The sequence below is a fragment of the Mesorhizobium kowhaii genome, from assembly GCF_042431665.1.
Classification (GTDB): domain Bacteria; phylum Pseudomonadota; class Alphaproteobacteria; order Rhizobiales; family Rhizobiaceae; genus Mesorhizobium; species Mesorhizobium kowhaii.
This window is the reverse complement of record NZ_JBHLYT010000006.1, coordinates 258813-284335: the sequence shown is the minus strand read 5'-3', so window position 1 is coordinate 284335 and position 25523 is coordinate 258813. Positions and strand designations below refer to the sequence as shown.

27 protein-coding genes are annotated in these 25523 nt (G+C 62.7%); 17 read left to right on the top strand and 10 right to left on the bottom strand.

Features of this window, described 5'->3' with window-relative positions:
- Positions 1-107: 107 nt before the first annotated feature.
- Positions 108-1454: a glycosyltransferase gene (locus ACFFNA_RS07255; RefSeq protein WP_378917006.1), complete on the top strand. Its 1347-nt coding sequence runs from the start codon at positions 108-110 to the stop codon at positions 1452-1454.
- 39 nt (positions 1455-1493) lie between these two features.
- On the opposite strand, the gene dprA is transcribed toward ACFFNA_RS07255, so the two are convergent.
- Genes dprA through ACFFNA_RS07235 form a run of 4 tightly spaced genes read right to left on the bottom strand, consistent with a single transcriptional unit; the run spans position 1494 to position 5518 of the window.
- The gene (dprA, locus tag ACFFNA_RS07250) at positions 1494-2627 is read right to left on the bottom strand and encodes a DNA-processing protein DprA (protein ID WP_111546502.1); all 1134 of its coding nucleotides are present in this window, start codon (positions 2625-2627) and stop codon (positions 1494-1496) included.
- Entirely contained in the window at positions 2624-3211 is a 588-nt protein-coding gene (gene plsY / locus ACFFNA_RS07245; RefSeq protein WP_111546503.1) for a glycerol-3-phosphate 1-O-acyltransferase PlsY, read from the bottom strand. Before plsY ends, dprA begins: the two co-directional genes overlap by 4 nt.
- Positions 3212-3269: 58 nt before the next feature.
- Positions 3270-4556 (bottom strand): dihydroorotase, encoded by a 1287-nt coding sequence (locus tag ACFFNA_RS07240; RefSeq protein ID WP_378917002.1) that lies wholly within the window; start codon positions 4554-4556, stop codon positions 3270-3272.
- Entirely contained in the window at positions 4553-5518 is a 966-nt protein-coding gene (locus ACFFNA_RS07235; protein ID WP_378916999.1) for an aspartate carbamoyltransferase catalytic subunit, read from the bottom strand. Before ACFFNA_RS07235 ends, ACFFNA_RS07240 begins: the two co-directional genes overlap by 4 nt.
- Before the next feature lie 178 nt (positions 5519-5696).
- Here ACFFNA_RS07235 and ACFFNA_RS07230 point away from each other — a divergent pair, with 178 nt between their 5' ends.
- The 3 genes from ACFFNA_RS07230 (at position 5697) to ACFFNA_RS07220 (ending at position 8417) form a co-directional block, all read left to right on the top strand.
- Positions 5697-7325 (top strand): DNA alkylation response protein, encoded by a 1629-nt coding sequence (locus ACFFNA_RS07230; RefSeq protein WP_378916996.1) that lies wholly within the window; start codon positions 5697-5699, stop codon positions 7323-7325.
- A 196-nt stretch (positions 7326-7521) separates the two neighbouring features.
- Complete coding sequence (locus ACFFNA_RS07225; protein ID WP_378916994.1) at positions 7522-8076, top strand: hypothetical protein; 555 nt, start codon at positions 7522-7524, stop codon at positions 8074-8076.
- A complete protein-coding gene (locus ACFFNA_RS07220) occupies positions 8076-8417 on the top strand; it encodes a DUF6105 family protein (protein ID WP_378916991.1) in 342 nt (113 codons plus the stop codon). Before ACFFNA_RS07225 ends, ACFFNA_RS07220 begins: the two co-directional genes overlap by 1 nt.
- Here ACFFNA_RS07220 and ruvX read toward each other — a convergent pair.
- Complete coding sequence (ruvX, locus tag ACFFNA_RS07215; RefSeq protein ID WP_111546507.1) at positions 8335-8841, bottom strand: Holliday junction resolvase RuvX; 507 nt, start codon at positions 8839-8841, stop codon at positions 8335-8337. The genes ACFFNA_RS07220 and ruvX overlap by 83 nt on opposite strands.
- 123 nt (positions 8842-8964) lie before the next feature.
- Here ruvX and ACFFNA_RS07210 point away from each other — a divergent pair, with 123 nt between their 5' ends.
- The 6 genes from ACFFNA_RS07210 to ACFFNA_RS07185 all read left to right on the top strand — a co-directional run bounded on the left by ACFFNA_RS07210 (position 8965) and on the right by ACFFNA_RS07185 (position 13380).
- Positions 8965-9672: a metal-dependent hydrolase gene (locus ACFFNA_RS07210; protein WP_378916989.1), complete on the top strand. Its 708-nt coding sequence runs from the start codon at positions 8965-8967 to the stop codon at positions 9670-9672.
- Positions 9673-9697: 25 nt separating this feature from the next.
- Entirely contained in the window at positions 9698-10114 is a 417-nt protein-coding gene (locus tag ACFFNA_RS07205) for a hypothetical protein (RefSeq protein ID WP_111546509.1), read from the top strand.
- Positions 10115-10237: 123 nt separating this feature from the next.
- Positions 10238-10525 carry an Asp-tRNA(Asn)/Glu-tRNA(Gln) amidotransferase subunit GatC gene (gatC, locus tag ACFFNA_RS07200; RefSeq protein WP_027029060.1) on the top strand — a complete coding sequence of 96 codons (288 nt, stop codon included), beginning with the start codon at positions 10238-10240 and terminating at the stop codon, positions 10523-10525.
- 7 nt (positions 10526-10532) lie between these two features.
- Positions 10533-10988: a GNAT family N-acetyltransferase gene (locus tag ACFFNA_RS07195; protein ID WP_111546510.1), complete on the top strand. Its 456-nt coding sequence runs from the start codon at positions 10533-10535 to the stop codon at positions 10986-10988.
- A complete protein-coding gene (locus ACFFNA_RS07190; RefSeq protein ID WP_378916984.1) occupies positions 10988-12553 on the top strand; it encodes an amidase in 1566 nt (521 codons plus the stop codon). Before ACFFNA_RS07195 ends, ACFFNA_RS07190 begins: the two co-directional genes overlap by 1 nt.
- Before the next feature lie 29 nt (positions 12554-12582).
- Complete coding sequence (locus ACFFNA_RS07185) at positions 12583-13380, top strand: YdcF family protein (protein ID WP_378916982.1); 798 nt, start codon at positions 12583-12585, stop codon at positions 13378-13380.
- Here the strand turns inward: ACFFNA_RS07185 and ACFFNA_RS07180 are convergent.
- Positions 13353-14072, bottom strand: coding sequence for a DUF599 domain-containing protein (locus ACFFNA_RS07180; protein WP_378916979.1), 720 nt, complete (start codon positions 14070-14072; stop codon positions 13353-13355). The genes ACFFNA_RS07185 and ACFFNA_RS07180 overlap by 28 nt on opposite strands.
- 181 nt (positions 14073-14253) lie before the next feature.
- On the opposite strand from ACFFNA_RS07180, the gene ACFFNA_RS07175 reads away from it, so the two are divergent.
- The 4 genes from ACFFNA_RS07175 to ACFFNA_RS07160 all read left to right on the top strand — a co-directional run bounded on the left by ACFFNA_RS07175 (position 14254) and on the right by ACFFNA_RS07160 (position 17707).
- Positions 14254-15657, top strand: coding sequence for an L-serine ammonia-lyase (locus ACFFNA_RS07175; RefSeq protein WP_378916977.1), 1404 nt, complete (start codon positions 14254-14256; stop codon positions 15655-15657).
- Between the two features lie 99 nt (positions 15658-15756).
- Positions 15757-16194 carry a DUF1489 family protein gene (locus ACFFNA_RS07170; protein WP_111546515.1) on the top strand — a complete coding sequence of 146 codons (438 nt, stop codon included), beginning with the start codon at positions 15757-15759 and terminating at the stop codon, positions 16192-16194.
- An 83-nt stretch (positions 16195-16277) separates the two neighbouring features.
- Positions 16278-17009, top strand: coding sequence for a vWA domain-containing protein (locus ACFFNA_RS07165; protein WP_378916974.1), 732 nt, complete (start codon positions 16278-16280; stop codon positions 17007-17009).
- Positions 17009-17707 carry a DnaJ domain-containing protein gene (locus ACFFNA_RS07160; protein ID WP_378916971.1) on the top strand — a complete coding sequence of 233 codons (699 nt, stop codon included), beginning with the start codon at positions 17009-17011 and terminating at the stop codon, positions 17705-17707. Before ACFFNA_RS07165 ends, ACFFNA_RS07160 begins: the two co-directional genes overlap by 1 nt.
- Before the next feature lie 47 nt (positions 17708-17754).
- On the opposite strand, the gene ACFFNA_RS07155 is transcribed toward ACFFNA_RS07160, so the two are convergent.
- Positions 17755-19197 carry a D-alanyl-D-alanine carboxypeptidase gene (locus ACFFNA_RS07155; protein ID WP_378916969.1) on the bottom strand — a complete coding sequence of 481 codons (1443 nt, stop codon included), beginning with the start codon at positions 19195-19197 and terminating at the stop codon, positions 17755-17757.
- Positions 19198-19482: 285 nt separating this feature from the next.
- Here ACFFNA_RS07155 and ACFFNA_RS07150 point away from each other — a divergent pair, with 285 nt between their 5' ends.
- The 3 genes from ACFFNA_RS07150 (at position 19483) to clpA (ending at position 22914) form a co-directional block, all read left to right on the top strand.
- A complete protein-coding gene (locus ACFFNA_RS07150; protein WP_111546519.1) occupies positions 19483-19812 on the top strand; it encodes a phasin family protein in 330 nt (109 codons plus the stop codon).
- Positions 19813-20109: 297 nt separating this feature from the next.
- On the top strand, positions 20110-20439 hold the full coding sequence (clpS, locus tag ACFFNA_RS07145; RefSeq protein ID WP_010909565.1) for an ATP-dependent Clp protease adapter ClpS: 330 nt from the start codon (positions 20110-20112) through the stop codon (positions 20437-20439).
- Positions 20440-20445: 6 nt separating this feature from the next.
- Positions 20446-22914, top strand: coding sequence for an ATP-dependent Clp protease ATP-binding subunit ClpA (gene clpA / locus ACFFNA_RS07140; RefSeq protein ID WP_111546520.1), 2469 nt, complete (start codon positions 20446-20448; stop codon positions 22912-22914).
- A gap of 83 nt (positions 22915-22997) precedes the next feature.
- Here the strand turns inward: clpA and ACFFNA_RS07135 are convergent, their stop codons facing one another.
- The 3 genes from ACFFNA_RS07135 to ACFFNA_RS07125 form a co-directional block, all read right to left on the bottom strand.
- Positions 22998-23429: an HIT family protein gene (locus ACFFNA_RS07135; protein WP_378916964.1), complete on the bottom strand. Its 432-nt coding sequence runs from the start codon at positions 23427-23429 to the stop codon at positions 22998-23000.
- A gap of 92 nt (positions 23430-23521) precedes the next feature.
- Positions 23522-24736: a GNAT family N-acetyltransferase gene (locus tag ACFFNA_RS07130; protein ID WP_378916962.1), complete on the bottom strand. Its 1215-nt coding sequence runs from the start codon at positions 24734-24736 to the stop codon at positions 23522-23524.
- Between the two features lie 55 nt (positions 24737-24791).
- A complete protein-coding gene (locus tag ACFFNA_RS07125) occupies positions 24792-25520 on the bottom strand; it encodes a glycerophosphodiester phosphodiesterase (RefSeq protein WP_378916959.1) in 729 nt (242 codons plus the stop codon).
- Positions 25521-25523: the final 3 nt, after the last annotated feature.

Here is a 25523-nt window from a genome sequence, read left to right as displayed (position 1 = left end):
TTCTGTACAAACTTGTCTGGTCAATGCCTTCAAACTAAGAACGCTGCCTAGCATCTGTTTTCCTCGCCGCCAATGCGGAGGTTGTGAAACAGCTAAGGAGGCGGCATTTGCGGGTTCTCATTACCAATCTGTTCGTGTCGAATAACAGCGGTACCGAAGCCGTTGTCGAATTGCTGGCCGACGGGCTTCGCCGTGCCGGTCATCAAACCATGTTGCTGGCTCCAACCCTTGGCGATATGGCCGACAGAATGCGCCAACGCGGACACCATGTGGTGGATCGAATTGCGGAGATCGTCGAAAAGCCCGACATAATTCACGGTCAGCATTTGACGCCTTGCCTGACCGCGCTGGCGCGGTTTCCCGATGTGCCAGCGGTGTTTTCCTGCCACAGCGCTTCCCTCGAGGTCGAAGCCCCGATGCTTCATCCGCAGATACGCCGCTGGATCGCGGTCGACGAAGCGTGCAAGGCCAAATGCCTGTCGCGCGGTGTGCCGGCGGACAAGTTGGACCTCATCTACAACGCGGTCGACCTTCAACGTTTCAAGCCCCGCCTGCCGCTGCCTTCAAGACCCGCAAGAGGGCTGCTGCTGACCAAGCATCTCGCACACCAGCAGGCGGTGCGCGAAGCCTGCTCGAAAAGCAACATTCACCTGGATGAGTTGGGTCCGGCTACGGGACGCTTTTCCTATCAACTCGAAAAGGATTTGCTCGAATACGACATCGTGTTTGCAACCGCGCGTATGGCTATTGAAGCCGCGGCGGTGGGGTGCTCGATCGTCGTCTGCGACGCGCGTGGCTTCGCTGGCTTGCTGGATACGGCAAACATGAAGGCATGGCGGCAAATGAACTTCGGGGTTGGTCTTCTGACCAGGCCGACCACTGTCGAAAATCTGATGGAAGCGATCTCGCGGTTCGATGCCGACCATGCCGCGAAGGTTTCAGCCTATTTTCGCGAAGTGGCTGATGCCTCGCACTTCGTCGAAGAACATCTCAGGGTCTACAATCAGGCCATGCAGGCCGATACGGATGCGACCGCTGACGAACGCTCACTGGCCACCGCGTGCTGGATCGAAGAAGTCGGCGTTTCGTATGCGCCGCGCAGATGGGCCGCCGTCGTGAAGGAGATACATGGATGGCGGACTGCGCCAGACCAGACTGCGCTGGTGGAATTGCTGCGATCAAGCACAAAAACGCTGGAGAGCAATGCCGCGTCGTTGATGGAGCTTGGCGAGCAGGTCAAATCCATTGGACCTGACATTGCAAAAATTGGTTCGATCCTTGATGTCTCCGCTTCGCTCGACAGCGTGGCCCAGGACAGCCAGGCTAGATTGCATCGACTTGAAGAGCAGCTGTCTGGCCTTTCAAATTTCGTCAACGAGAGCAAACGCCTCTACAACGGCGTGGTCCCGCTGTTTGTAAGAAAAATGCTTCTTCGGGCACGCGGGCGAGTTTGAAGCTGATCGCTTCAGGATTGAGCGGGGCGACGCTGCCCTTCAGGAACCTTCGAACACCAGCGAAACATGTCCGCCGGCATGCCGCTCGAGCCGGCCGGCGAGGTCGAGTTCCAAGAGCACCATGAACACTTGAGCTGGATGCAGGCCGGTGTGGCGGATGATCTCGTCGACCGACACAGGCGTCGGGCCGAGCGCCTCGATGACGCGGGCGCGGTCGCTTTCGCCGGGCGGCGGTGTGGCCGAGAAATCGGGCGGGTCTTGAAACGGAGGCACATCCGGCGCTCGCATGCCGGTGAGTGGCGCAATCGCCCTGGAAATGTCCGAAGCTTCGGTGACCAGGGTGGCGCCGTCCTTGAGCAGGCCGTTGGTGCCGGCGGCGCGCGGATCGAGCGGTGAGCCCGGTACGGCGAAGACCAGCCGGCCCATTTCGCCGGCAAGCCTGGCGCTGATCAGTGATCCAGAGCGCTGCGCTGCCTCGACCACCACCAGTCCAAGGGCCGCGCCCGCGACGAGGCGGTTGCGGCGCGGAAAATCCTGGGCGCGTGGCTGCCAGCCGAACGGCATTTCCGAAATGACGGCGCCGCGCTCGGCAATTTCTTCGCACAGTCCTGCATTTTCGGGCGGATAGGGCAGGTCGAGCCCTCCGGCCAGCACACCGATCGTGCCGGTCGAGAGACTGCCCTGATGCGCCGCCGTGTCGATGCCGCGCGCCAGCCCCGAGACGATGCCATAGCCGTCGCGGCCAAGATCGGCAGCCAGCAAGCGCGCCATCTTGATGCCGGCCAGCGATGCGTTGCGCGCGCCGACAATGGCGACGCCCGGCAGCCGGAACACGGCGGCATTGCCCTTGACCGCCAACAGTGGCGGCGGATTGTCCATGCTGCGCAACAGCGGCGGATAGTCGGGTTCGCCGATGCCGACAAAGCGCGCGCCAGCCTTTCGCGCCGTCTCCAATTCGGCCTCGATTTCGGCAACGGAAGGGATGCGGGCAATGCGATTGGCGCCGCCCGAAATCATCAATTCCGGAAGGATCTCCAGCGCCACCTCGGCCGAACCGAAGCGATTGATCAGGTCGCGAAAGGAAGCGGGCCCGACATTCTGGGTGCGGATCAGCCGCAGCCAGCTCAGCCGCTGCCGGTCGCTGAGGCGCGGCCCGGCGGCGGGTTCGCTCACTCCTTGGCTCCGATCTTGCCCTCGGTGCCGGCAAGCAGGCGTGAAATGTTTTCCCTATGTTTGATGAAAACGATGATGCTCATCACCACGAACAGGGCGGCAATCTGCGGCGTGCTCAGGAAATACAGGGCGATCGGCACGACGATGGCCGCCGTCAGCGCTGCCAGCGAGGAGTATCGGAACAGGAAAGCCATCACCAGCCAGACGACGGCGAAGATCAGCGCCACCTGCCAGGCAAGGCCGATGAGCACGCCGAGATAGGTCGCGACGCCCTTGCCGCCCTTGAATCCCAGCCATGCCGGGAAGAGATGACCGAGAAAGGCGCCAAGGCCGGCCCAGAGCGCCAATTCGGGTGCGAAATGGCCAGATATCAGCACGGCGGCCGTGCCCTTCAGCGCGTCGAGCAGCAGCGTTGCCGCGGCAAGCCCCTTGTTGCCGGTGCGCAGAACATTGGTGGCGCCGATGTTGCCCGAGCCGATCTTGCGCACATCGCCAAGGCCGGCCGCGCGCGTGAGCAGCAGGCCGAACGGAATCGAACCCAGGAGATAGCCGAACACCAGCGCTGGGATGAGGCTGTAAGTCATTGTTTCCCCCGCATTTCCCCCAGATAGCTCGGATCAGGCGCGATGCGCGGTGGCCGGCTCACACCGAGAACACTGTGCGGCCCGCCACCAGCGTTTGCAAGACCTTGCCCTGCAGCCGCGCGCCTTCGAAACAGGTGTTTTTCGAACGCGAACGAATGCCGCTCTCGGCGACGATCCAGGGTTCGTCCAGATCGACCAGCGCAAGGTCGGCAATCGCACCCGGCTTCAGCGTGCCGCCGGGCAGGCCGAACAGTCTTGCAGGCGCAGTCGACAGCGTCTCGATCAGCCTGAGCAACGGCACGTCGCCATTGTGGTAGAGCCGCAATGCCGCGCCCAGCAGGGTTTCGAGCCCGATGGCGCCGGCTGCCGCATCGGCAAAGGGCAGGCGCTTGGTGTCGACATCCTGCGGATCATGCGAGGAGACGATGATATCGATTGTACCGTCCCTGACCGCTTCGATCATCGCCAGCCGGTCTTCCTCGGCGCGCAATGGCGGCGTCAGACGGAAGAAGGTGCGGTATTCGCCGACATCGTTTTCATTGAGCGACAGATTGTGGATCGCGATGCCTGATGTCACGGTCGCGCCGTCGGCCTTGGCGCGCGTCACGGCGTTTGCCGCCATCGCGGTCGAGATCTTCGCGGCATGGTACGAACCGCGCGTCAGCCGTGCCAGCGCAAGGTCGCGCTCCAGCGGGATGGATTCGGCTTCACGCGGAATGCCGGAAAGGCCGAGCCAGCTGGCGTACAGGCCTTCGTTCATGACGCCGGACGAACCGAGGTCGGCGTCCTGCGTTTCATGCACGATGGTGGCGCCGAAGTCACGCGCATAGGTCAGCGCGCGGCGCATCACCAGCGCGCTTGATATGGTGTGACGGCCATCGGTGAAGGCAACGGCGCCGGCTTCGCGCAGCAAGCCGAACTCGGTCATCTCGCGCCCGTCGAGGCCCTTGGTGATCGCCGCCGCCGGAAAGACGTTGACGCTTGCCGTGTCCTTGGCGGTGCGCAGCACGAATTCGACCAGCGCCACATTGTCGATCACCGGATCGGTATCGGGCATCATCACGATGGAGGTGACGCCGCCGGCCGCTGCCGCGACACTCGCCGAAGCGATGGTTTCGCGATGCTCGCCGCCCGGTTCGCCGATGAAGACGCGGCCGTCGACCAGGCCGGGAATGATCGCCTTGCCGGCGCAGTCGATGACGATAGCACCCTCGGGCGCGCCCTGGTTCAGCGCCGCCTTGCCGGCGGCGACGATCTTGCGACCATCGACGATGACGGAGCCGACTTCGTCGACGCCGCGCGAGGGGTCGACGATGCGAGCACGCTCAAAGACCGTTATGCTCATGCGCCGCGGCCCTCGTGGTTGCGGCGCGGGTCGAGCAGCGCTTCCATCACCGCCATGCGCACGGCAACGCCCATCTCGACCTGTTCCTGGATGACGCTTTGCGGGCCGTCGGCGATTTCCGAGGCGATCTCGACGCCGCGGTTCATCGGCCCGGGATGCATCACCAGCGCGTCGTCCTTGGCCGCCTTCAGTTTTTCAGCATCAAGGCCGAAATAGCGGAAATATTCGCGCACCGAAGGCACGAAGGCGCCTTCCATGCGCTCGCGCTGCAGGCGCAGCATCATCACCACGTCGGCGCCTTTGAGGCCCTCGGCCATCGAGCGGGTGACGGTGACGCCCATCTTCTCAATGCCACTCGGCAACAGTGTCGACGGGGCGACGACCCGCACCTGCGCGCCGAGCGCGTTGAGAAGCATGATGTTGGAGCGCGCCACGCGCGAGTGCAGGATGTCGCCGCAGATCGCCACGATCAGCTTCGACAGTGGACCCTTGGCGCGGCGGATGGTCAGCGCGTCGAGCAGTGCCTGTGTCGGGTGTTCATGCGCGCCGTCGCCGGCATTGACCACCGAGCAGCCGACTTTCTGGGCAAGAAGTGCAGCCGCGCCCGCCGACTGGTGGCGGATGATCAGGATATCGGGCCGCATGGCATTCAGCGTCATCGCCGTGTCGATGAGCGTCTCGCCTTTTTTCACCGATGAACTCGCCACCGACATGTTCATGACATCGGCGCCGAGCCGTTTTCCGGCCAACTCGAACGACGATTGCGTGCGCGTCGAGGCTTCATAGAAGAGGTTGATCTGGGTGCGACCGCGCAGCGTCGAGGTTTTCTTCTCGGACTGCCGCGAGATCGCGATGGCGCGGTCCGCCCGGTCAAGCAGAAGCTCGATGTCGGCGGGGGAAAGATCGCGGATGCCCAGAAGATGGCGGTGAGGGTAGAGTGGCAGGGACGAAGCGTCGGTCATCTCAAGGCGCTGCTATAGGGTGGAGAATTTGCGGCTGCAAGCGCCAGCTTTGCATTGGAGCCGTTCTCCCCGGTATTTTCATCGCGCGCGTTGCATAGCTTGGGCTATATCTAGCCGATGGCCTCGGATTCGTGGCTTTCTGACGATAAGGGCCTTTCTACCGATAAAAGGATTGGGCGTGACCGACGACGTGACGAACCAGCCGCCGCCGCTGACGGGCGGCAACGCCTGGCGGGGCGATCCGTTGCTGATCCAGCTCGCGGAGCGTTTTTCCGATCCGGTGCGCAAGGACCTCGACGGGCTCGGCCGTTTCGTGCTGACGCAGGAGGCGCAGGAACTGGCCCGCCTCGCCAATGTCGAGACGCCGAAGCTCAGGACACATGATCGTCAGGGACGGCGCATCGATGTGGTCGAGTTCCATCCCGCCTATCACGCCTTGATGCGCCGCTCGGTGGCCAATGGACTGCATTCCTCGGTGTGGGAAAATGGTGACGCCGAGATCGGCCGCCGCCATCAGGTCCGTGCCGCCCGGTTCTATCTGACGGCTGAGCTCGAGACCGGGCATCTGTGTCCGATCACCATGACCAACGCTTCGCTCGCTGCCTTGATGGCCAGCCCAAAACTGTTTCGTGAATGGGCACCGCGCGTGACGACGCGCAAATACGACCAGAGCCAGAAGCCACCGGTCGAAAAGACCGGGCTGACGCTCGGCATGGGCATGACCGAGAAGCAGGGCGGCACGGATGTGCGCGCCAATGTGACAAGGGCGGAACGCGCCGGCAGCGGGTTCTATCGCCTGACCGGGCACAAATGGTTCATGTCGGCGCCGATGTCGGATGCGTTCCTGGTGCTCGCACAGGCGCCGGAGGGACTGTCCTGCTTCCTCGTGCCGCGCGTTCTCGGCGACGGCTCGGGCAACGGCTTCCGTTTTCAGCGGCTGAAGGACAAGCTCGGCAACCGTTCAAACGCGTCCTCCGAAGTGGAGTTCGTCAACGCCATCGGCGAGATGGTCGGCGAACCGGGTGCGGGCGTGAAGACGATCATGGACATGGTCACCTTGACCCGGCTCGACTGTGCTGTCGCATCTTCGGCGATCATGCGCGCTGGCCTCGCCGAGGCCGTTCATCACGCCCGCCACCGACAGGTGTTCGGTTCAACTTTGATCGAGCAGCCGTTGATGCAGCGCGTGCTGGCCGACATGGCGCTCGATGTCGCCGCCGCCACCGCGCTGTCGTTCCGGTTGGCGCGATCCTTCGACGAGGCGGCGAGCGATCGCGGCGAAGCGGCATTCGCCCGCGCCATGACGCCGGTCGTCAAATACTGGGTCTGCAAGATCGCACCACCGCTGCTCTACGAGGCGATGGAGTGCCTCGGCGGCAATGGCTATGTCGAGGAGGCGCCGCTCGCCCGCTATTATCGCGAGGCCCCGGTCAACGCGATCTGGGAAGGCTCCGGTAATGTCATGGCGCTCGACGTGCTGCGCGTGCTCGGCCGCGCGCCTGGTCTGTTCGAGGATGTGCTGGCCGGTATCGACCGTGACCTCGGCGCCGGCGGACGTGGCACGATCGGCGTGCTGAAGGCGGCGATGCAGGTTGCTGCGACCGACGACGGCTCGGCCCGGCTGCTTACCGAACAGCTGGCTCTATCGGCGGCGGCGGCGGAATTGCGCCGGCTGGGGGCAGGGCGGATCGCCGACGCCTTCGTCGAGACGCGATTGGCCGGCCAATGGCGCAACACCTATGGCATGCTCGATTCGCGCCACGACGCGCGCATGATCATCGACACGCTCTATCCGCCGGTGAATTAAACCGCGAGCATCGCGTAAAAAACCGGCGCCATCCATCATTTTGAGGTGCCGGCGAGCCTCCTCACGCGTGTCATTGATCGCCGTTAACCTTAACAAATGGTTTCCGTTGCGGTGGCGGGCGGCAAAGCCCACTGTCGCGGCGAGAGCAAGGAATGGTTCAAATTGCCATTCCCTACTTTGCGAACCAGGAACGCCGATGCGACACGTACTGACCTCTTTTCTGGCCTTGCACTGGGCGATCGTTTTCGCCCTGCTTGCGCTCATCTGCATCGACGGAAACCGTGGTGTGGCGGCGGCGCTGGGCGTGCTGGGGGCCACCATAGAGGGTACTCGCTTCGTCGACCTCGACAACGTCATCGTCGTGGCGCCGCTCGCCACCGCATTGCTGGTCGTGGCGGTGCTGTTCTTCTGGGCCTTTGTCGAAACCTTGGTCAATGACGCGACCAGCCAGGGCGTCGACAGCGTTGCCCGCATCGCTTTCATCTCGGCGTCCGGGGTGTTGTCGCTGATCGTCATCGGTGGCGCCGCGCAAGGCATCAACGGGCTGTTCATGGTTGTCGCCGTGCAACTGGCGGCGCTTCTGGCATCCTATGTCGCCATGCTTGCCGAGCGACGGTCTGTCGCGGCGGTCGCTCCGGCCGATGGCGAAATCCGCGCCGCCGCGCACGGCATGGCAAAGGCCGCGGCCCACAATTCACTGCTTTCACTCATATCGGGGCGGGCAGGCTCGAATCCCGGGGGAGGCCGCTGATGCGTTATATCTTCGCATTGTGGGCGGCCCCGATGGCGCTGTTCTGGGGCTGGTTCTACCTGTCGCTCAACGACATGAACTTCGGTTATGTCATGCTGAGCCGGCAGCTGCACGACTTGGTCTTCCAGCTCTATGGCCAGATGCTCGGTATCGATCCGGCGACCATCCCTGGTATGGTGGCAAAGGCCTGCGTCTTCGACGGTTTTCTGCTGATGGCGCTCTGGGCGTTTCGCCGCCGCCGTGAAATCGCCGGCTGGATCAAGCAGCGCTGGGCGGGTCCGGTTCCGTTCGAGCGGATGCGTGGAGCGACTGAAGCCGGTCCAAAACTCCCTGCAGAATAAACGCGGCTGCCGCCGAATCGATCTTGCCGGCGCGTTTGCGGCGCGAGAAATCCATCTCGATCAGTGTCCTTTCGGCCGCGACCGTCGATAGTCTTTCATCCCAGAGCACGAAGGGCAGGTCGCTCACCTGGGCCATGTTGCGGACGAAGGCGCGCGATTTCTGCGCGCGCGGCCCTTCCGAACCGTCCATGTTAATCGGCAGTCCGATCACCACCGCGCCTGCATTCTCCTTCTGCAGCAAGGCCAGCAGCACCGCAGCGTCGAGCGAGAATTTCTTTCGCATGATGACCGGGCGCGGATGGGCGAAGGAGAACCTCTGGTCCGAGACCGCGACGCCGATCGTCTTGTCGCCGAGGTCAAGCCCTGCCAGCGTCTTGCCACCGGCAAGCCGCGCCGGCAATTCCTCGATCGTGATAATGCCCAATGGCCGTCCTTCGCCTTTCAACGTCTCGTGTTTTGCCAAACGCGCGACGGACAGAGTAACCCTTTGATCTCAGGGCCATCGGCGTTCTATCCTTTGGCAAGGCAAAAATCGAGGAAAGCATTCATGAAATTGACCTGGTACGGCCACTCGGCCTTTCGCATCGAAACCGCCGATGCCAAGATCCTCATCGATCCCTATCTGATCGGCAATCCGTCCTGGACGGGTGGCTGGGAGGGGCCGGCCGAGGGGATCACGCATGTGCTGCTGACGCATGGCCACAGCGACCACATCAGCGGAGCGGTGGAAGTGCTCGGCAAAAGTGGCGCCCAACTGGTCGCCAATTTCGAAATCTGCATGTACCTGGTCGGCAAGGGCGTCAGCGACACGAAGATCAATCCGGGCAACATCGGCGGCACTGTCGATTGCGGCGGCTTCACCACCACGTTCGTCCAGGCGCTGCACTCCTCCTCTTTCCCCGGCGATGGCGGCCAAAACACCTATCTCGGCAATCCCGGCGGCCTCGTCCTGCATTTCCCGGGGGACAGGACGCTCTACCACATGGGCGACACCGACATCTTTTCCGACATGGCGCTGATCAACGAGTTGCATGAACCGAAGATCGGCATCGTGCCGATCGGCGACCGTTTCACCATGGGCGGTGCGGTGGCCGCGCTCGCCTGCCGCCGCTTCTTCAAGTTCGAGACCGTGGTTCCCTGTCATTTCGGCACGTTTCCGATGATCGATCCGACCGCTGACAAGTTCGAGGCGGGCCTGGAAGGATCCGGTGTGAAGGTGGCATTGCCGAAGATCGGTGAGACGATTACGATTTAGAAATCGGCTAAAGCGGAATGAAACCATGGCTTTGAGGCAATCTCTTTGCGTTTCCATGTTGGTCGCGGCGTCGCCCGCGCTCGCAGCGGATGGTTTCATCGAAGGCGTCTACCTTCAGTCCGAGGAGCTTTGCGCGCAGGCGAGGAAGGCTACGCTGCAGACGCTGATCGACGCCGGCAACATCGTGCTTTCGGCGCGCGGCCTGCAGGGCGTCGAATACAATTGCGAGTTCGTTCAGGTCAGCAAGGCGACAGCTTCGCCCAGCTGGGCGGTGACGGCCATCTGCCAGGAGCCGGGTTACGTCTTTCCCGACGTCCTTTCAGTGACCCAAATGAGCCCGACACAGATCGATCTCGTTTCGGTCCGGCCGGCCGATGACGAAAGCGAGGCCACCGGCAACAGTGGCAGCTACTATCTGTGCGAGGGCGTTGCCCTGCCATAGACAGCATCTTGTCCGCGGACCGATGGCAGAAGAGCCGGGCCGCCACCACGGCCTCGCACGATGCATGTTGCGCCGCGCGCGCGGCGCCGCTATAGCCCGAACTGGTTTTCCCCGAGGCAAAACATGTCCGTTGATGTCAAGACAGTGAAGCGCGTCGCGCGTCTCGCCCGCATTGCGGTGAGCGAAGAAGATGCCGAACGCATGACCGGCGAACTGAACGCCATCCTGGGCTTCGTCGAGCAGTTGAACGAGGTCGATGTTTCCGGCGTCGAGCCAATGACCTCGGTGACGCCGATGGAAATGAAGAAGCGCAGGGATGTCGTCACCGACGGCAACAAGGCCGCCGACATCGTTGCCAATGCACCGGCGACCGAAGAGAATTTCTTCCTCGTGCCGAAGGTCGTGGAGTAGCGCGCCGATGGCAATCGAGATCGCCATTGAAACGCCGCTGCAGGAAGACGTGCGCGGACTGGTCAACGAACTCAACGAAACGTTGCTCGAGCTGACACCGCCGGAGCATTGCTACCACCTGACGGTCGAGCAGATGGCCGGTGAGGATACGACCGTTTTCATCGCCCGCGACAACGGCCTTGCCATCGGCTGCGGCGCGCTGAAGCGCCATGATGGCGCCATCGGCGAGGTCAAGCGTATGTACACGCGCCCTTCATATCGCGGCCTAAAGATCGGCGCCAGGATCGTCGAGCGGGTCGAGGCGCTGGCGCGCAATGAAGGGCTGAAGCGCCTGGTGCTGGAGACGGGCGATCGTCATCCCGCCGCGTGGACCGTCTACGAACGTGCCGGGTTTTCGCGCTGCGGCCCGGTGCTGGATTATCCCGATTCCGAGTGGTCGGTGTTTTACGAAAAGAGCCTTTGATGAGCGACCTGACCCAGCTGACGATTTCGCAGGCCCGCGCCAAGCTGCGCGGCAAGGAAATCACCGCGACCGAGATCACCGAGGCCTATCTCGCGGCCATCGATCGCGCCAATCCGGCGCTCAATGCCTATGTCGCGGTGACCGGCGACAAGGCGCGAGACATGGCCAAGGCGTCCGATGCCAGGCTGGTCAAGGGCGAGGGCGGTGCGCTGGAAGGCATCCCGCTCGGCATCAAGGACCTGTTCGGCACCGAAGGCGTCCATACCCAGGCCTGCAGCCATGTGCTCGATGGGTTCAAGCCGCGCTACGAATCGACCGTTACCACCAATCTGTGGGCCGACGGCGCGGTCATGCTGGGTAAGCTCAACATGGACGAGTTCGCCATGGGCTCGTCCAACGAGACGTCCTACTACGGCCCGGTCATCAACCCGTGGCGGCGCTCGCGCCTCGACACGGTGGTGATGCCGACCACGCATCAGGGCGACGGCGGCTTCGTATCGGCCGGCGGCACCAGGACCGCGCGCAGCCTGGACAATGCACAGCTGGTGCCGGGTGGTTCTTCCGGCGGTTCGGCAACCGCGGTCTCGGCCTTCCTGTGCGCCGGCGCGACGGCGACGGATACTGGCGGCTCGATCCGCCAGCCGGCCGCCTTCACCGGCACCGTCGGCATCAAGCCGACCTATGGTCGCTGCTCGCGCTGGGGCATTGTCGCCTTCGCTTCGTCGCTCGACCAGGCCGGACCGATCGCCCGCGACGTGCGCGATGCCGCGATCCTGTTGAAGTCGATGGCCTCCGTCGACCCGAAGGACACGACCTCGGTCGACCGGCCGGTGCCGGACTATGAGGCGGCGATCGGCAAGCCGATCAAGGGCATGAAGGTCGGCATCCCCAAAGAATACCGCGTCGACGGCATGCCCGGAGAGATCGAGGCGCTGTGGCAGAAGGGCATTGCCTGGCTGAAGGACGCGGGCGCCGAGATCGTCGATATTTCCTTGCCGCACACCAAATACGCGCTGCCGGCCTATTACATCGTGGCGCCCGCCGAGGCTTCATCCAACCTCGCCCGCTACGATGGCGTCCGCTACGGACTGCGCGTGCCGGGCAAGGACATCGTCGACATGTATGAGAAGACCCGCGCCGCCGGTTTCGGCCGCGAGGTCAAGCGCCGCATCATGATCGGCACCTATGTGCTGTCGGCCGGCTATTACGACGCCTACTATCTGCAGGCGCAGAAAGTGCGCAATCTGATCAAGCGCGACTTCGAGAATGTCTTCGCCGCCGGCGTCGATGTCATCCTGACCCCGGCGACACCATCCGCCGCCTTCGGCATCGCCGACGAGGACATGGCCGCCGATCCGGTGAAGATGTATCTGAACGACATCTTCACCGTCACCGTGAACATGGCCGGCCTGCCGGGCATCGCCGTGCCGGCGGGGCTGGACGCCAAGGGTCTGCCGCTCGGCCTGCAGCTGATCGGCCGGCCGTTCGAAGAGGAAACCCTGTTCCAGACCGCTGCCGTCATCGAGCAGGCGGCCGGCACATTTCAGCCGGAGAAGTGGTGGTAAGGATGTCGCTCGTCCGACGGGGGTGAGCGATGTTCTTCTACCTTTCCAAGATCTTTTGGTTCTTCATCCAGCCGCTCAACCTGACGATCTTCCTGCTGCTGGCCGGGCTGCTTGCCGCAATGATCGGCCGACGGCGGCTAGCGGCCACCGGCAGCGTTCTGGCGTTTCTGATCCTTGCGCTGTCGGCTTGGACGTCGCTCGGCGCCATGATGCTCAATCCGCTGGAGGAGCGTTTTGCGCGCCCGTCGCTGCCGCAAAGGGTCGACGGCATCGTCGTGCTTGGCGGCGGCTTCGAAGGCGCCATCAACCTGGTGCGCGGCGGCTATGAGCTGAACAGCGGCGGCGACCGGATGGTCGAGACCGCGATTCTCGCCCGGCGCTTTCCAACCGCCAAGGTGGTCGTCTCCGGCGGCACCGGCGAATTGTTCCTGGAAGGCGAGGGCGACGCCGCCACCGCGCCTCGTCTGCTCACCGCACTTGGCGTGGCGGCCGATCGCCTGATCCTCGAAAACAAGTCCCGCAACACCTATGAGAATGCCGTCTTCACCAAGGCGCTGGTAACACCGAAGCCCGGCGAGACTTGGCTGCTGGTGACCTCGGCCTTCCATATGCCGCGCGCCAAGGCGCTGTTCGACAAGGCCGGCTTTGCAACAATTCCCTGGCCGGTCGACTATCGCACCACAGGGCGGGAAGGCATCGGCCTGTTCCGCGACAATTCCGCCGATTCGCTGCAGGCCACCACCATGGCCATCCGTGAATGGATCGGGCTTTTTGCCTACTGGCTGTCAGGCCGGATCGATCAACCCTTTCCAGGGCCTGGCGGCTGACCGATCACCGCCTGTCTGGCGGCCGAGAAGAACTGGCGCCGGACCAGCACGGCGAGCAGCAACAGCGTCGACAGCACGAACACCGTGGGATCGACGAACCAGCCGAGATAGCCGATCGAGAAGAACACGCCGCGCAGGCCGGAATTGAAATGCTTTCCGGCCAGCATGTTCATCTGTGCCGCACGCCAGACCGCCGTTTCGCTGACCGGATTGCGTGACGCTTCGCCATGCGGGATCGGCACCGCGCCGATCAGGATCGTGCAATAGTTGAACAGCCGGTACGCCCAGCCGAATTTGAAGAACGAAAACGCCAGGATTAGCACCAGCCCAAACACCTTTATCTGAAAGGCCGCGCGCGACGGGGCGCCGCCCAGGGGCAGGTCGCTCAGCACTTCAAGAACCCGGTCGGATGCGCCGAGCAAGGCAAAGCAGCCGCCGATCGCGATCAATGAGCTGGAGGCGAAGAAGGCGGTTCCCTGCTGCAGGCCGCTCATGATGGCGGTGTCGACGATGCGGATCTCGCGTTCGGCCATGGTGCGCATCCAGGCTTGCCGCTGCGCATTCATCGCCGTCGTCAGCGATATCCGGCTGACCAGCTTGCCGTCGGAGGCAAGCGTGTGCAGCAGCCACGCGACGAGGAAGAAAGCCAGCGCCGCGAGATCGGCTGTCGAAAGATCGAGGGAATCGCCCATGGGCTGAATTTATCACATTCGGTGCGATCGCTTCGATGCCCGGCAAAGAGCGATCGACAACCTATGTCGCTGCCGGAGCAAACAAGGTCGGCAGGCGATGCGCCGCGATTGCCAAAAGAGCGGAAACATCCTGGGAATTCCTATATGTAGTCCTCGACGTGACTCTTGGAGACAACGCCGCGTGTTCCTTTCGGTTTTCGACCTGTTCAAGATCGGCATCGGCCCCTCGAGTTCGCACACGATGGGGCCGATGACCGCCGCAGCGCGGTTTCTCGACGAGGTCGCGGGAAATGACTGGCCGCGCCCGGCGGGCGTCAAGGTCGACCGTCTCGCCGCCAGCCTGCATGGCTCGCTCGCCTATACCGGCATTGGTCATGGCTCGGATCGTGCTGTCATACTCGGCCTTGCCGGCCTGACGCCGCAGACTGTCGATCCCGATCAGGCTGATGGCATTGCCAGCCGCATCACGGCGGAGAAGCGCATTTCACCGCCCGGGCACCCGTCCTATCGTTTCGACCCGGCCACCGATCTGGTGCTGGACCGCAAGACGCCGCTCACCGGCCACGCCAACGGCATGGCGTTCTACGCCTATGATTCCGGCGACCGTCTGCTGCTCAGGCGCATCTACTATTCGATCGGCGGTGGTTTCGTGGTTTCGGAAGAAGAGCTGCAGCGGATGAAGGCCAAGGGGTCGGTGACGACCGAAGGCAAGAAGGTGCCTTATCCCTTCAAGAACGCGGTCGAGATGCTGGCGATGGCCGGCAAAAGCGGCCTTTCCATCGCCGACATGAAGCGCGTCAACGAGGAAACGCAGATGTCGCGCGAGGAGCTCGACGCCGGCCTCGACGGCATCTGGAGCGCCATGAAGGGCTGCATCGACCGTGGCCTGTCGCAGGATGGCATCATGCCGGGCGGGCTGAAGGTGCGCCGGCGGGCACGCATGCTGCACGACAAGCTGCAGGAGCAATGGCAGCAGAACAAGCCCAATCCCTTGCTCGCCAATGACTGGCTGTCGATCTACGCCATGGCCGTCAACGAGGAGAACGCCGCCGGCGGCCGCGTCGTTACCGCGCCGACCAATGGCGCTGCCGGCACATTGCCGGCGGTGCTGCGCTACTGGCTGCATTTCCATCCCGAGGCCGATCAGCCGAGCATCCGCGATTTCCTGCTGACGGCCGCCGCAGTCGGCGGCATCATCAAGACCAATGCCTCGATCTCCGGCGCCGAGGTCGGCTGCCAGGGCGAGGTCGGCTCCGCATCGGCGATGGCCGCGGCCGGCCTGTGCGCCGTCATGGGCGGCACACCCGAACAGGTCGAAAACGCCGCCGAGATAGCGCTCGAACACCATCTCGGCATGACCTGCGATCCGGTCGGCGGGCTGGTCCAGGTGCCTTGCATCGAGCGCAATGCGCTCGGCGCGGTCAAGGCGGTGACGGCTGCGTCACTGGCGATCAAGGGCGACGGCATCCATTTCGTGCCGCTCGATGCGGCGATCGAGACCATGCGCCAGACCGGCCTCGACATGAACGAAAAGTACAAGGAAACCAGCCTTGGCGGGCTTGCCGTCAATGTCGTGGAGTGCTGAGAGGCTGTGGGCACCACAGGCTTGGTATCTGGCTGCTGGCACTGTGGAGAAGTCGATCAGGCCGTTGACGCATCCGCGCACCGGACTAAACCTTAAGCGATGTCTCTCAATCTCATAAAACTCTGTGTCGGTTGCGACAGCGTCGAGGATCTCGAAGAGTGGATCGCCTTCCGCCTTGACGAGCGGCGGCGCTCCGGTGAGCCGGTCGAGCAGTATCACACGACACGCATGATGCCGACGCGCGGCGCCGAGGTTACCGATGGCGGTTCGCTCTACTGGGTGATAAAGGGCAATGTGCAGTGCCGCCAGTTGATCACCGAAATCCGGCCATTCACCGACGACGAGGGCATCGGCCGCTGCCATCTGATCCTCGATCCACAAGTCGTGCGCACCGACTGGCAGCCGCGCCGGGCTTTTCAGGGCTGGCGCTATCTGAAACCGGCGGACGCGCCGGCTGATCTCGGCAAGGGCAAGGCCGGACTGATCGAGATGCCGCCGAAGCTCAGGCGCGAGCTTGCCGATCTCGGCCTGCTCTGACCCTCAGGAATCCAAGCGTCTGGCCCTCAATGTTGCCTTAGGCAGGGCTTGCAAGCGGTGGAACAACGCCACATCTTGTTTTCATGAGCGACAAGAAGCAGCCCGTGCCCGCAAGGGTCAATCCTGCGCCGGTCAAACCCCAATCCAATGCCGGCGAGATAGAAACCTTTGTTCGGCAGGCAAGGACGCTGGCTGCGTCGGCGACGGGTTCGGGCAGGCTGATCCTTTCGCTCGACGCGACGATGAGCCGCCAGCCGACCTGGGATCTGGCCTGTGAGCTGCAGGGCCAGATGTTCGATGCCGTCGGCAAGGCCGGAACCCTCAGCGTCCAACTGGTCTACTTTCGCGGCCTGGGCGAGTGCCGTTCGTCCGCTTTCGTGACCGATACCAATGCCTTGAAGCAACTGATGACGCGAATCGAATGCCGCAGCGGCAACACCCAGATCGGCAAGGTGCTGGCGCATGCGCTGAAACAGACGGCCAAGGCCAAGGTCAATGCGCTGGTCTATATCGGCGATGCGATGGAAGAGAACATCGACGATCTGGCGGAAAAGGCCGGCAGCCTCGGCCTGCATGGCGTTCCTGTCTTCGTCTTCCAGGAAGGTCATGATTCCGGCGCAGAAAAGGCGTTTAAGGAAATCGCGCGGTTGTCCAAAGGGGCTTGGTTCCGATTTGATCGGCGGGCTGCCGCGACTCTGGCAGGACTGCTTTCGGCCGTTGCGGTGTTTGCAACCGGCGGGCTGAAGGCGCTCGAGGCCAGAGGCAGGCCGGAAGACCGGCTGATGATCGAGCATCTGCGGGGTGGCGGGGACTGATGGGCGCAATCATCGCATTGGTAGCATTACTTTTGGTGCTTCTCGGCGCGGCCACGATCTTCCTCCGTGCCGACCCAGGAAAATTGGCCAGCGGCATGAAGACACTCGGGCCGGTCCTTCTGGGGCTGGTCGGCATCGCTATGGTTGTGGTCGGGCGCGAAGGCATCGGCGGCATAATTCTGTCGGCGGCAATCGCCTGGTATGGTTCCATGCGGATGAAGCGGCAGACGGCAAAGCTCGCACCGGGCAAGCGTTCGACGGTGCGCACCGCAGCACTTGAAATGGAACTCGATCACGATACTGGCGGCCTTGAAGGACTGGTCCTGGCTGGCCGCCACGAAGGCAAGATGCTTGGCGCGATGGGGCTGGCGGAATTGCAGCATCTCTACCGCGAACTCTCCGGCGATCCGGAGAGTCGGCAACTGCTAGAGACGTATCTTGACGGCAGATTTCCCGTCTGGCGCAAAAACGCTGAGACGAACGGTGGCGAAGGGCTGGGTGTTGCGCCAGGTCCGGGCGCCATGACTAAGGAGGAGGCCTACAAGGTCCTTGGTCTTGAAGCGGGGGCCGCCGCGGCGGATGTCCGCAAGGCGCACCGCCGCCTGATGCAGCGCCTGCACCCCGATGTCGGTGGCACGTCTTTCCTGGCGGCGCGGATCAATGAAGCCAAGGACGTCTTGCTCTCCAATCACAATTAGTTCTCCTTCGACGCAGAATTTTTCCGGGAGATAACGTCCACGCCGTCCTACTGCTGGACGGCGTAGCACTCGATGTTCTTCTTCTTCAAAGCGGTGCAGGCCTTCCAGGCAGCGGTCTTCGAACCAAAGCCGCCGAAGCGGGCGCGGTAATAGGTGACGCCGTCCTTGTCGAAGGCGATGGTGAAGCCGGACGCATCGGCCAGCACCTTGGGTGCCTGCTTGGTGGTCTTGTCGAGGAACGCCTGGGCTTCGGACTGCTTCGGCGACGAGGCAACCTGGATGGCCCAGCCCGACGGCACCGACGCGGTGTTGACAGGGTCGACAGTCGGCGTCGGCGCCAGTGTCGGTTCGGCATAGGCCGCCACGACCTGGGCCGTGGCCACCTGAGGCGCCGATACGATGACGGTCTTGACTTTCCTGGTCTTGACGACGGGGGCAGCCTCTTCGCTTTGCTCGCTCTGCGCGGTGCTGTCTTCCGCTACAGTGGCGTCCTCGGCAACGGTGGCATCGTCCTGGGTCGCATCATCCTGCGCCACCACCGGCTTGTCGTCCGGCGTCGGCGCGTCGTGCTTGGGCAGCAGCACCTTGGCAAGGGCTGTGATCGGGTTGCTGCCGCCGGCCTTGGCGACCAGATCGCCACCGCCGCGGGTTGATGCCCGCGGCATATAGGTGTTGATCAACGTGGCCATCTGGTTGTCGCGGCTGCCGCCGGAGGTGCCGCCCATGACCACGCCGACGATGCGACGATTGCCGTCGGAAACCGACGAGACGAGATTGAAGCCGGAGGCGCGGGTGTAGCCGGTCTTGATGCCGTCGACGCCCTTGATGCGTCCCAGCAGACGGTTGTGGCCGTTGATGCGCTGACGCCCGTAGAGAAAGGAGCGCTGCGAGAAATAGCCATAGTACTGGGGAAAATGCTCTCGCAGCGCGATGCCGAGCGTTGCCATGTCGCGAGCGGTGGTGAACTGGCCGGGGTCGGGCAGGCCATTGGCGTTTCGGAACACGGTGCCGTTCATGCCCAGCGCCCGCGCCTTTGCCGTCATCATACGGGCGAAATTGGTTTCATTGCCGCCGAGCATTTCGCCGAGCGCGGTCGCCGAGTCGTTCGCCGACTTTGTGACCATCGACAGGATGGCGGTCTCGACCGTGACCGAACCGCCTGCCTTCACTCCGAGCTTCGTCGGCGGCTCGGCTGCGGCATGGGCCGAAAACACAACTTGCGAGTTCCTGCTGATCTTGCCCTTCGCCAGCGCCTCGAAGGTCAGGTAAAGCGTCATCATTTTGGTCAGCGAAGCCGGATAGCGCCTGCCGTTAGCATCCGCGGAGTACAGCACCTTGCCAGTCTTGGCGTCCACGACAATGGCCGCCTGCCTCGCCGCCAGTGATGAAGCAACGTCACCGCAGACGAACGTCAACGCCAGGGCGAAGATCATCATCGTTTTGAGAGGGGAGGTGGATTTGGAAACGATGCCCAACAACGCCTTACGCACTGGTACTTCCCTTGGATTCTTCGTTGCGTTGGAGGCGGCGAAGGGTCCTGCCTCACTTCCAGCCAAAGCTACCGGGGCAGCGTTACCAATCCGTTTATGGTAACCGCCGCGTTCACCATTTTCTTCGGGCTTGAAGCTCTCTTTATTCGATTTTTAGCCATTGACTGCGCAGGCGGCGTCTGAACGCCGGCGAAATGTTGACTTTTGTGCGGCGCACAATATATTAGAGTGCATTGCACAAGGGCGCCCCGAAGAAGGACGCTTCAACCCAAGGGAATGCGTGAAATGACCCAGACCTATGAGGACTTCAGCAAATACGGCAAAGAGTTTGCCGATACCGGATTGAAGAGCTTCGCTTCGCTCTCCAAGGGCGCGCAGGCGATCGCCACCGAAGCTGGTGAATACACCAAGAAGAGCTTCGAAGCCGGCAGCGCCGCCGTCGAGAAGATGTTTTCGGCCAAGTCGCTGGAAAAGGCGATCGAGATCCAGTCCGACTATGCCAAGCAATCCTATGAGGCGTTCGTCGCCGAGGCCACCAAAATTGGCGATCTCTATGCCGAACTCGCCAAGGAAGCCTACAAGCCGTTCGAATCGGTCGTTGCCAAGGCGAAGTAATTTCGCCCGGGCGAATTAAATTCGCCTGATGTGACCCAGATCCGGCCCTTTGGGCCCGGGACAAAGCCCGGCCGCGGAAGCGTGGCCGGGTTTTTTCATGTCAATTTCCGCTCCAAGGCCTCGCGCCCCTTCACGATTGCGAAAATCGGCCAAGTTTGGTCACCTAGCCATATTGTCAGCTAAACAGAAGGGCTTAAAATCGTCCATCGAACACCTACATGTCGAACTCGCATGAGGATTCGAAAGAGGCAGGAATACGTGACGATCGGTTTGACTGCCACGAGACACGTGGCGCGGATGCAAAACGGCGGCGGCGACGGCAATGAGGCCGGCCGCGGGACGGCTGTCATCACGCGCACCAAAACCAAGACCAAGAAGCCCAGCCTCTACAGGGTCCTCATCCTCAACGACGACTACACGCCCATGGAGTTCGTGGTTCACGTGCTGGAGCGTTTTTTCCAGAAGGACCGCGAAGCCGCCACACGCATCATGCTTCATGTTCACAATCATGGAGTGGGCGAGTGCGGGGTCTATACATTCGAGGTGGCCGAGACCAAAGTGTCTCAGGTCATGGATTTCGCCCGACAGAATCAGCATCCGCTGCAATGCGTGATGGAGAAGAAGTGAGGTAACATGCCGGCTTTCTCCCAAGGCCTGGAAAAGGCGCTTCACCAGGCGCTGACGCTCGCCAATGAGCGGCACCATGAATATGCAACCCTTGAACATTTGCTGCTCGCGCTCATCGACGACACCGAGGCCGCCGCCGTCATGCGCGCCTGCAATGTCGATCTCGATGAGCTCAAGCACACAGTTCTCACCTATATCGACACCGAGCTCGACAACCTGGTCACCGGCTACGACGAGGACTCCAAGCCGACAGCTGGTTTCCAGCGCGTCATCCAGCGCGCGGTGATCCATGTGCAGTCTTCGGGCCGCGAGGAAGTGTCTGGCGCCAACGTGCTCGTCGCCATCTTCGCCGAGCGCGAGAGCCATGCCGCCTACTTCCTGCAGGAACAGCAGATGACCCGCTACGACGCGGTCAACTATATCTCGCACGGCATTGCCAAGCGTCCGGGCGCGTCGGAGACACGCTCGCCGCGCGGCGCTGATGACGAGCAGGGCGGCCAGAACGGCGCCGAGCCGCAAGAGGAAGGCGGCAAGAAGAAGCAGCAGCAGGATGCGCTGACCGCTTATTGCGTCAACCTCAACAACAAGGCCAAGGCCGGCAAGATCGACCCGCTGATCGGTCGCGAGTCCGAGATCAACCGCACCATCCAGGTGCTGTGCCGCCGCTCCAAGAACAACCCGCTCTATGTCGGTGATCCCGGCGTCGGCAAGACGGCGATCGCCGAAGGTCTCGCCAAGCGCATCGTCGAGGGCGACGTTCCCGAGGTGCTGCACAACGCCACCATCTTCGCGCTCGACATGGGCACGCTGCTCGCCGGCACGCGCTATCGCGGCGATTTCGAGGAACGGCTGAAGCAGGTCGTCAAGGAACTCGAGGACTATCCCGGCGCGGTGCTGTTCATCGACGAGATCCACACGGTGATCGGGGCAGGTGCGACTTCGGGCGGCGCCATGGACGCGTCCAACCTGTTGAAGCCGGCCTTGTCGTCAGGTGCGATCCGCTGCATCGGCTCGACCACCTACAAGGAATTCCGGCAGTTCTTCGAGAAGGACCGTGCCCTGGTGCGGCGCTTCCAGAAGATCGACGTCAACGAACCGACGATCGAAGACGCCATCGAGATCATGAAGGGCCTCAAGCCCTATTATGAGGAGTTCCACAAGGTGAAGTTCACCAACGAGGCGATCAAGGCCTCGGTGGAGCTGTCGGCACGCTACATCAACGACCGCAAGCTGCCGGACAAGGCGATCGACGTGATCGACGAGACCGGCGCCTCGCAGATGCTGGTGCCGGAAGCCAAGCGCAAGAAGACGATCGGCATCAAGGAGATCGAAGCGACGATCGCCACCATGGCCCGCATCCCGCCGAAGACCGTTTCGGCCGACGATGAGAAGGTGCTGCAGGGCCTCGATATCGAACTGAAGCGCGTCGTCTATGGCCAGGACACCGCGATCTCCGCGCTGACCTCGGCGATCAAGCTGGCGCGCGCCGGCCTGCGCGAACCGGAGAAGCCGATCGGCTCCTACCTGTTCTCGGGTCCGACCGGCGTCGGCAAGACCGAAGTGGCCAAGCAATTGGCCGCCTCGCTCGGCGTCGAGCTGATCCGCTTCGACATGTCGGAATATATGGAACGCCACACGGTCTCGCGGCTGATCGGTGCCCCTCCCGGCTATGTCGGCTTCGATCAGGGCGGTCTGTTGACCGACGGCGTCGACCAGCATCCACACTGCGTGTTGTTGCTGGACGAAGTCGAGAAGGCGCATCCGGACCTGTTCAACATCCTGTTGCAGGTGATGGACCACGGCAAGCTGACCGACCACAACGGCAAGCAGATCGACTTCCGCAATGTGATCCTGATCATGACCACCAATGCGGGCGCGTCGGATGCGCAGCGTGCGGCGATTGGCTTCGGTTCGACCAAGCGCGAAGGCGACGACGTCGAGGCGATCAACCGGTTGTTCACGCCGGAATTCCGCAACCGTCTCGATGCGATCATCCCGTTCGGCTCGCTGCCGGTGCCGGTCATCCATCAGGTGGTGCAGAAGTTCGTCATGCAGCTCGAGGCCCAGCTTTCCGAGCGCGGCGTCACTTTCGACCTGTCGCCCGATGCGATCGCGTGGCTGGCCGACAAGGGTTATGACGAGCGCATGGGCGCGCGGCCGCTCGGCCGTGTCATCCAGGAGCACATCAAAAAGCCGTTGGCCGACGAGGTGCTGTTCGGCAAACTCAAGAAGGGCGGCACGGTGCGTGTCACCGTCGAGAAGAAGGAAACCGGCGAGACCGGCCTGAAGCTCGAATCGCTCGCCGACGAGGCGCCGGTGAAGCCGAAGAAGGAAGAGCCGGAAGAAACGCCGAAGCCCACAAAGGCCGTGGCGAAAAAGCCCGCGGCCAAGAAGCTGGTGGCGCAGAAGCCCGAAGCCAAGGGCAAGGATGGCAGCAAGCGCAGCCTCGTGCCGCAATTGCCCAGAAAGAACTGACCCTGATGAAAGTCGAAAAAGCCCCGGAAACGGGGCTTTTTTCATTGGAAACGGTTTTGCAGGTCGCAAAGCGACGTGCGGGGTCAGCTTTGCAGCGCCGCCCGTATCTTTTCGGCGTTCCCAATCAGCACCTCCGGCTTCTCCATCCCGCCCGTGTGCGGCTTCAGGGGGATGCCGTCGAAGCGCGGGATGACATGCACATGCAGATGATAGACGGTCTGTCCCGAGGCTGGCTCGTTGAACTGCATGATGGTGACGCCGTCGGCGCCAAAACCTTGTTTGGCGGCCCGCGCCACTTTCTGAACGACCGTCAAAAGCGGGCCGAACGTTGACGGATCGGCGTCGAGCAGGTTGCGCGACGGCGCCTTCGGTACCACCAGCGTATGGCCCGGCCCCTGCGGCATCACATCCATGAAGGCGACGACCGCTTCGTCCTCGTAGACGCGGTGCGAGGGAATTTCACCGCGCAGGATCTTGGCGAAGATGTTGTCGGTGTCATAGGCGACCTCAGCCATGGCGAACGCTCCGGATTGTGCCTTTTCGTGTAGCGAAGCCGTCGAAAGTCGGCAAGACGATCGTCGACCCTGCCATCGGGGCAGCCCGGTCGCTACTCCTCCAGATCCTTGCGGAATGGAGTGTGCTCTTCCAGATATTCGCTCATCCGTTCCACCTCGTGCCGTTCGCGCCTGAGATAGTCGGCAACGGCGTTGCGCAAGCCGGGATGCGCAATGTAGTGCGCGGAATGCATGGTCACCGGCCGGTAGCCGCGCGCCAGCTTGTGCTCACCTTGAGCACCTGCCTCGACAACCTTCAGCTTGCGCTCGATGGCGAAGTCGATCGCCTGATGATAGCAGACCTCGAAATGCAGGAAGGGATGGTCCTCGATGCAGCCCCAGTTGCGGCCATAGAGTGCGTCGGAGCCGATGAAATTGATGGCACCGGCAATATAGCGCCCGTTGCGTTTGGCCATCACCAGCAGGATGTCGTCGGCCATGCGTTCGCCGATCAGCGAGAAGAACTGGCGGCTGAGATAGGGCCGGCCCCATTTGCGGCTACCGGTGTCCATGTAGAAGGCGAAGAAATCGTCCCAGGCCTTTTCGGTGAGGTCCTTGCCGGTCAGCCAGTCGATCGAAATGCCGTTGGCCAGCGCCTCGCGCCTTTCCTTCTTCATCGCCTTGCGCTTGCGCGAGGCAAGGGTGGCGAGGAAGTCGTCATAGGTTGAAAAGCCTTCGTTGAAGAAATGGAACTGCTGGTCGGTGCGATGCAGGAACCCTGCCGCTTCCAGCACCTCCACGTCGCTCTCCTGCGCGAAGGTGACATGCGCGGAAGAGACACCGAGTTTTTGCGTGACCGCCTTAAGGCCCGCCGCCAGCCCGGCCTTGACGGTGCCGATATCCTCGCCCTTGGTGACCAGCAGGCGAGGGCCGGTGACCGGTGTGAACGGTACCGCGCATTGCAGTTTTGGATAGTAGTGGCCGCCGGCGCGTTCGAAGGCATCCGACCAGCCATGATCGAACACATATTCGCCCTGGCTGTGCGACTTGAGATAGCATGGGACCGCGCCGAGCAGCTTGCCTTGCGCGGTCTCCAGTCGCAAATGATGACCTTGCCAGCCGGTGCGCCGCACGGCGCAGCCGGACTCTTCGAGCGCGCTCAGAAAAGCGTATGAAACGAGCGGGTTGTAGCCGTTTTCTGTGTCACCACGCGTGGTCCCACCGAGGCTGTTCCACTCATCCGGGGTGAAAGCGCCGATGCCAGCGGCGACGCGGATCAAATAGTCCGCATTCGCTGTCTGGTCATCGCCGTCGTCGCCTTGATCCATGCGGCTTATTTAAGCTCCGTCTGGCTGGGTACAAGTCACGTTTCAGACACCGACTTCAGGCGACTTTGACCAGGTCGGGTTCGAACCCTTCGAATGTCATCTGGTCGGCATATTTGATGGTCAGGTCGACCGCCGGCTGGTCATGCACGGTCCAGGTGATGACCGGCATTTTCAGTTTTTCACGCACGAAGCTGACGAACCGGTTCGGCAGGTCGCCGGCGGCATAGGAGGTGAAGGTGATCTCGTGCGCCAGCATGGCGAAATGCGCCTCGATCAGCTTGACGTCCTTGCCGTAGGCGGTCAGTCCGGCCGGAATGCCCGGTGCGTGTTTCGGAAAATCGCGGATCAGCCAGTGGTCGAACGACATGATCGCCGCCTTGCCCTTGTAACGCTTGAGCATCTTGCCGACGATCGCCACGAGACCCTCGTCACGGCCCGGGATGCCTTTCAGCTCAATGACCATCGGCACGCGGCCATCGACCAGGTCGAGCGCTTCCTGCAGCGTCGGCACGTGATCCGATGTGCCGCCGACCTTGAGTGCCGTGAGCTCGGCCGCGGTGCGTTGCCAGACGAAGCCGTCCTGTCCGGTCAGCCTTTGCAGGTCGCCATCATGGATGATGACGGGGATGCCGTCCGACGACAGGTGCACGTCGCATTCGATGGCGTAGCCGCGCTCGGCCGCGGCTGCGAAGGCGGAAAGCGTATTTTCCCAACGCGTCTTGTTCATGTCGTGAAAGCCGCGATGGGCCACGGGCCGGGCGGTCAGCCAGGATAGGTCAGTCATGGT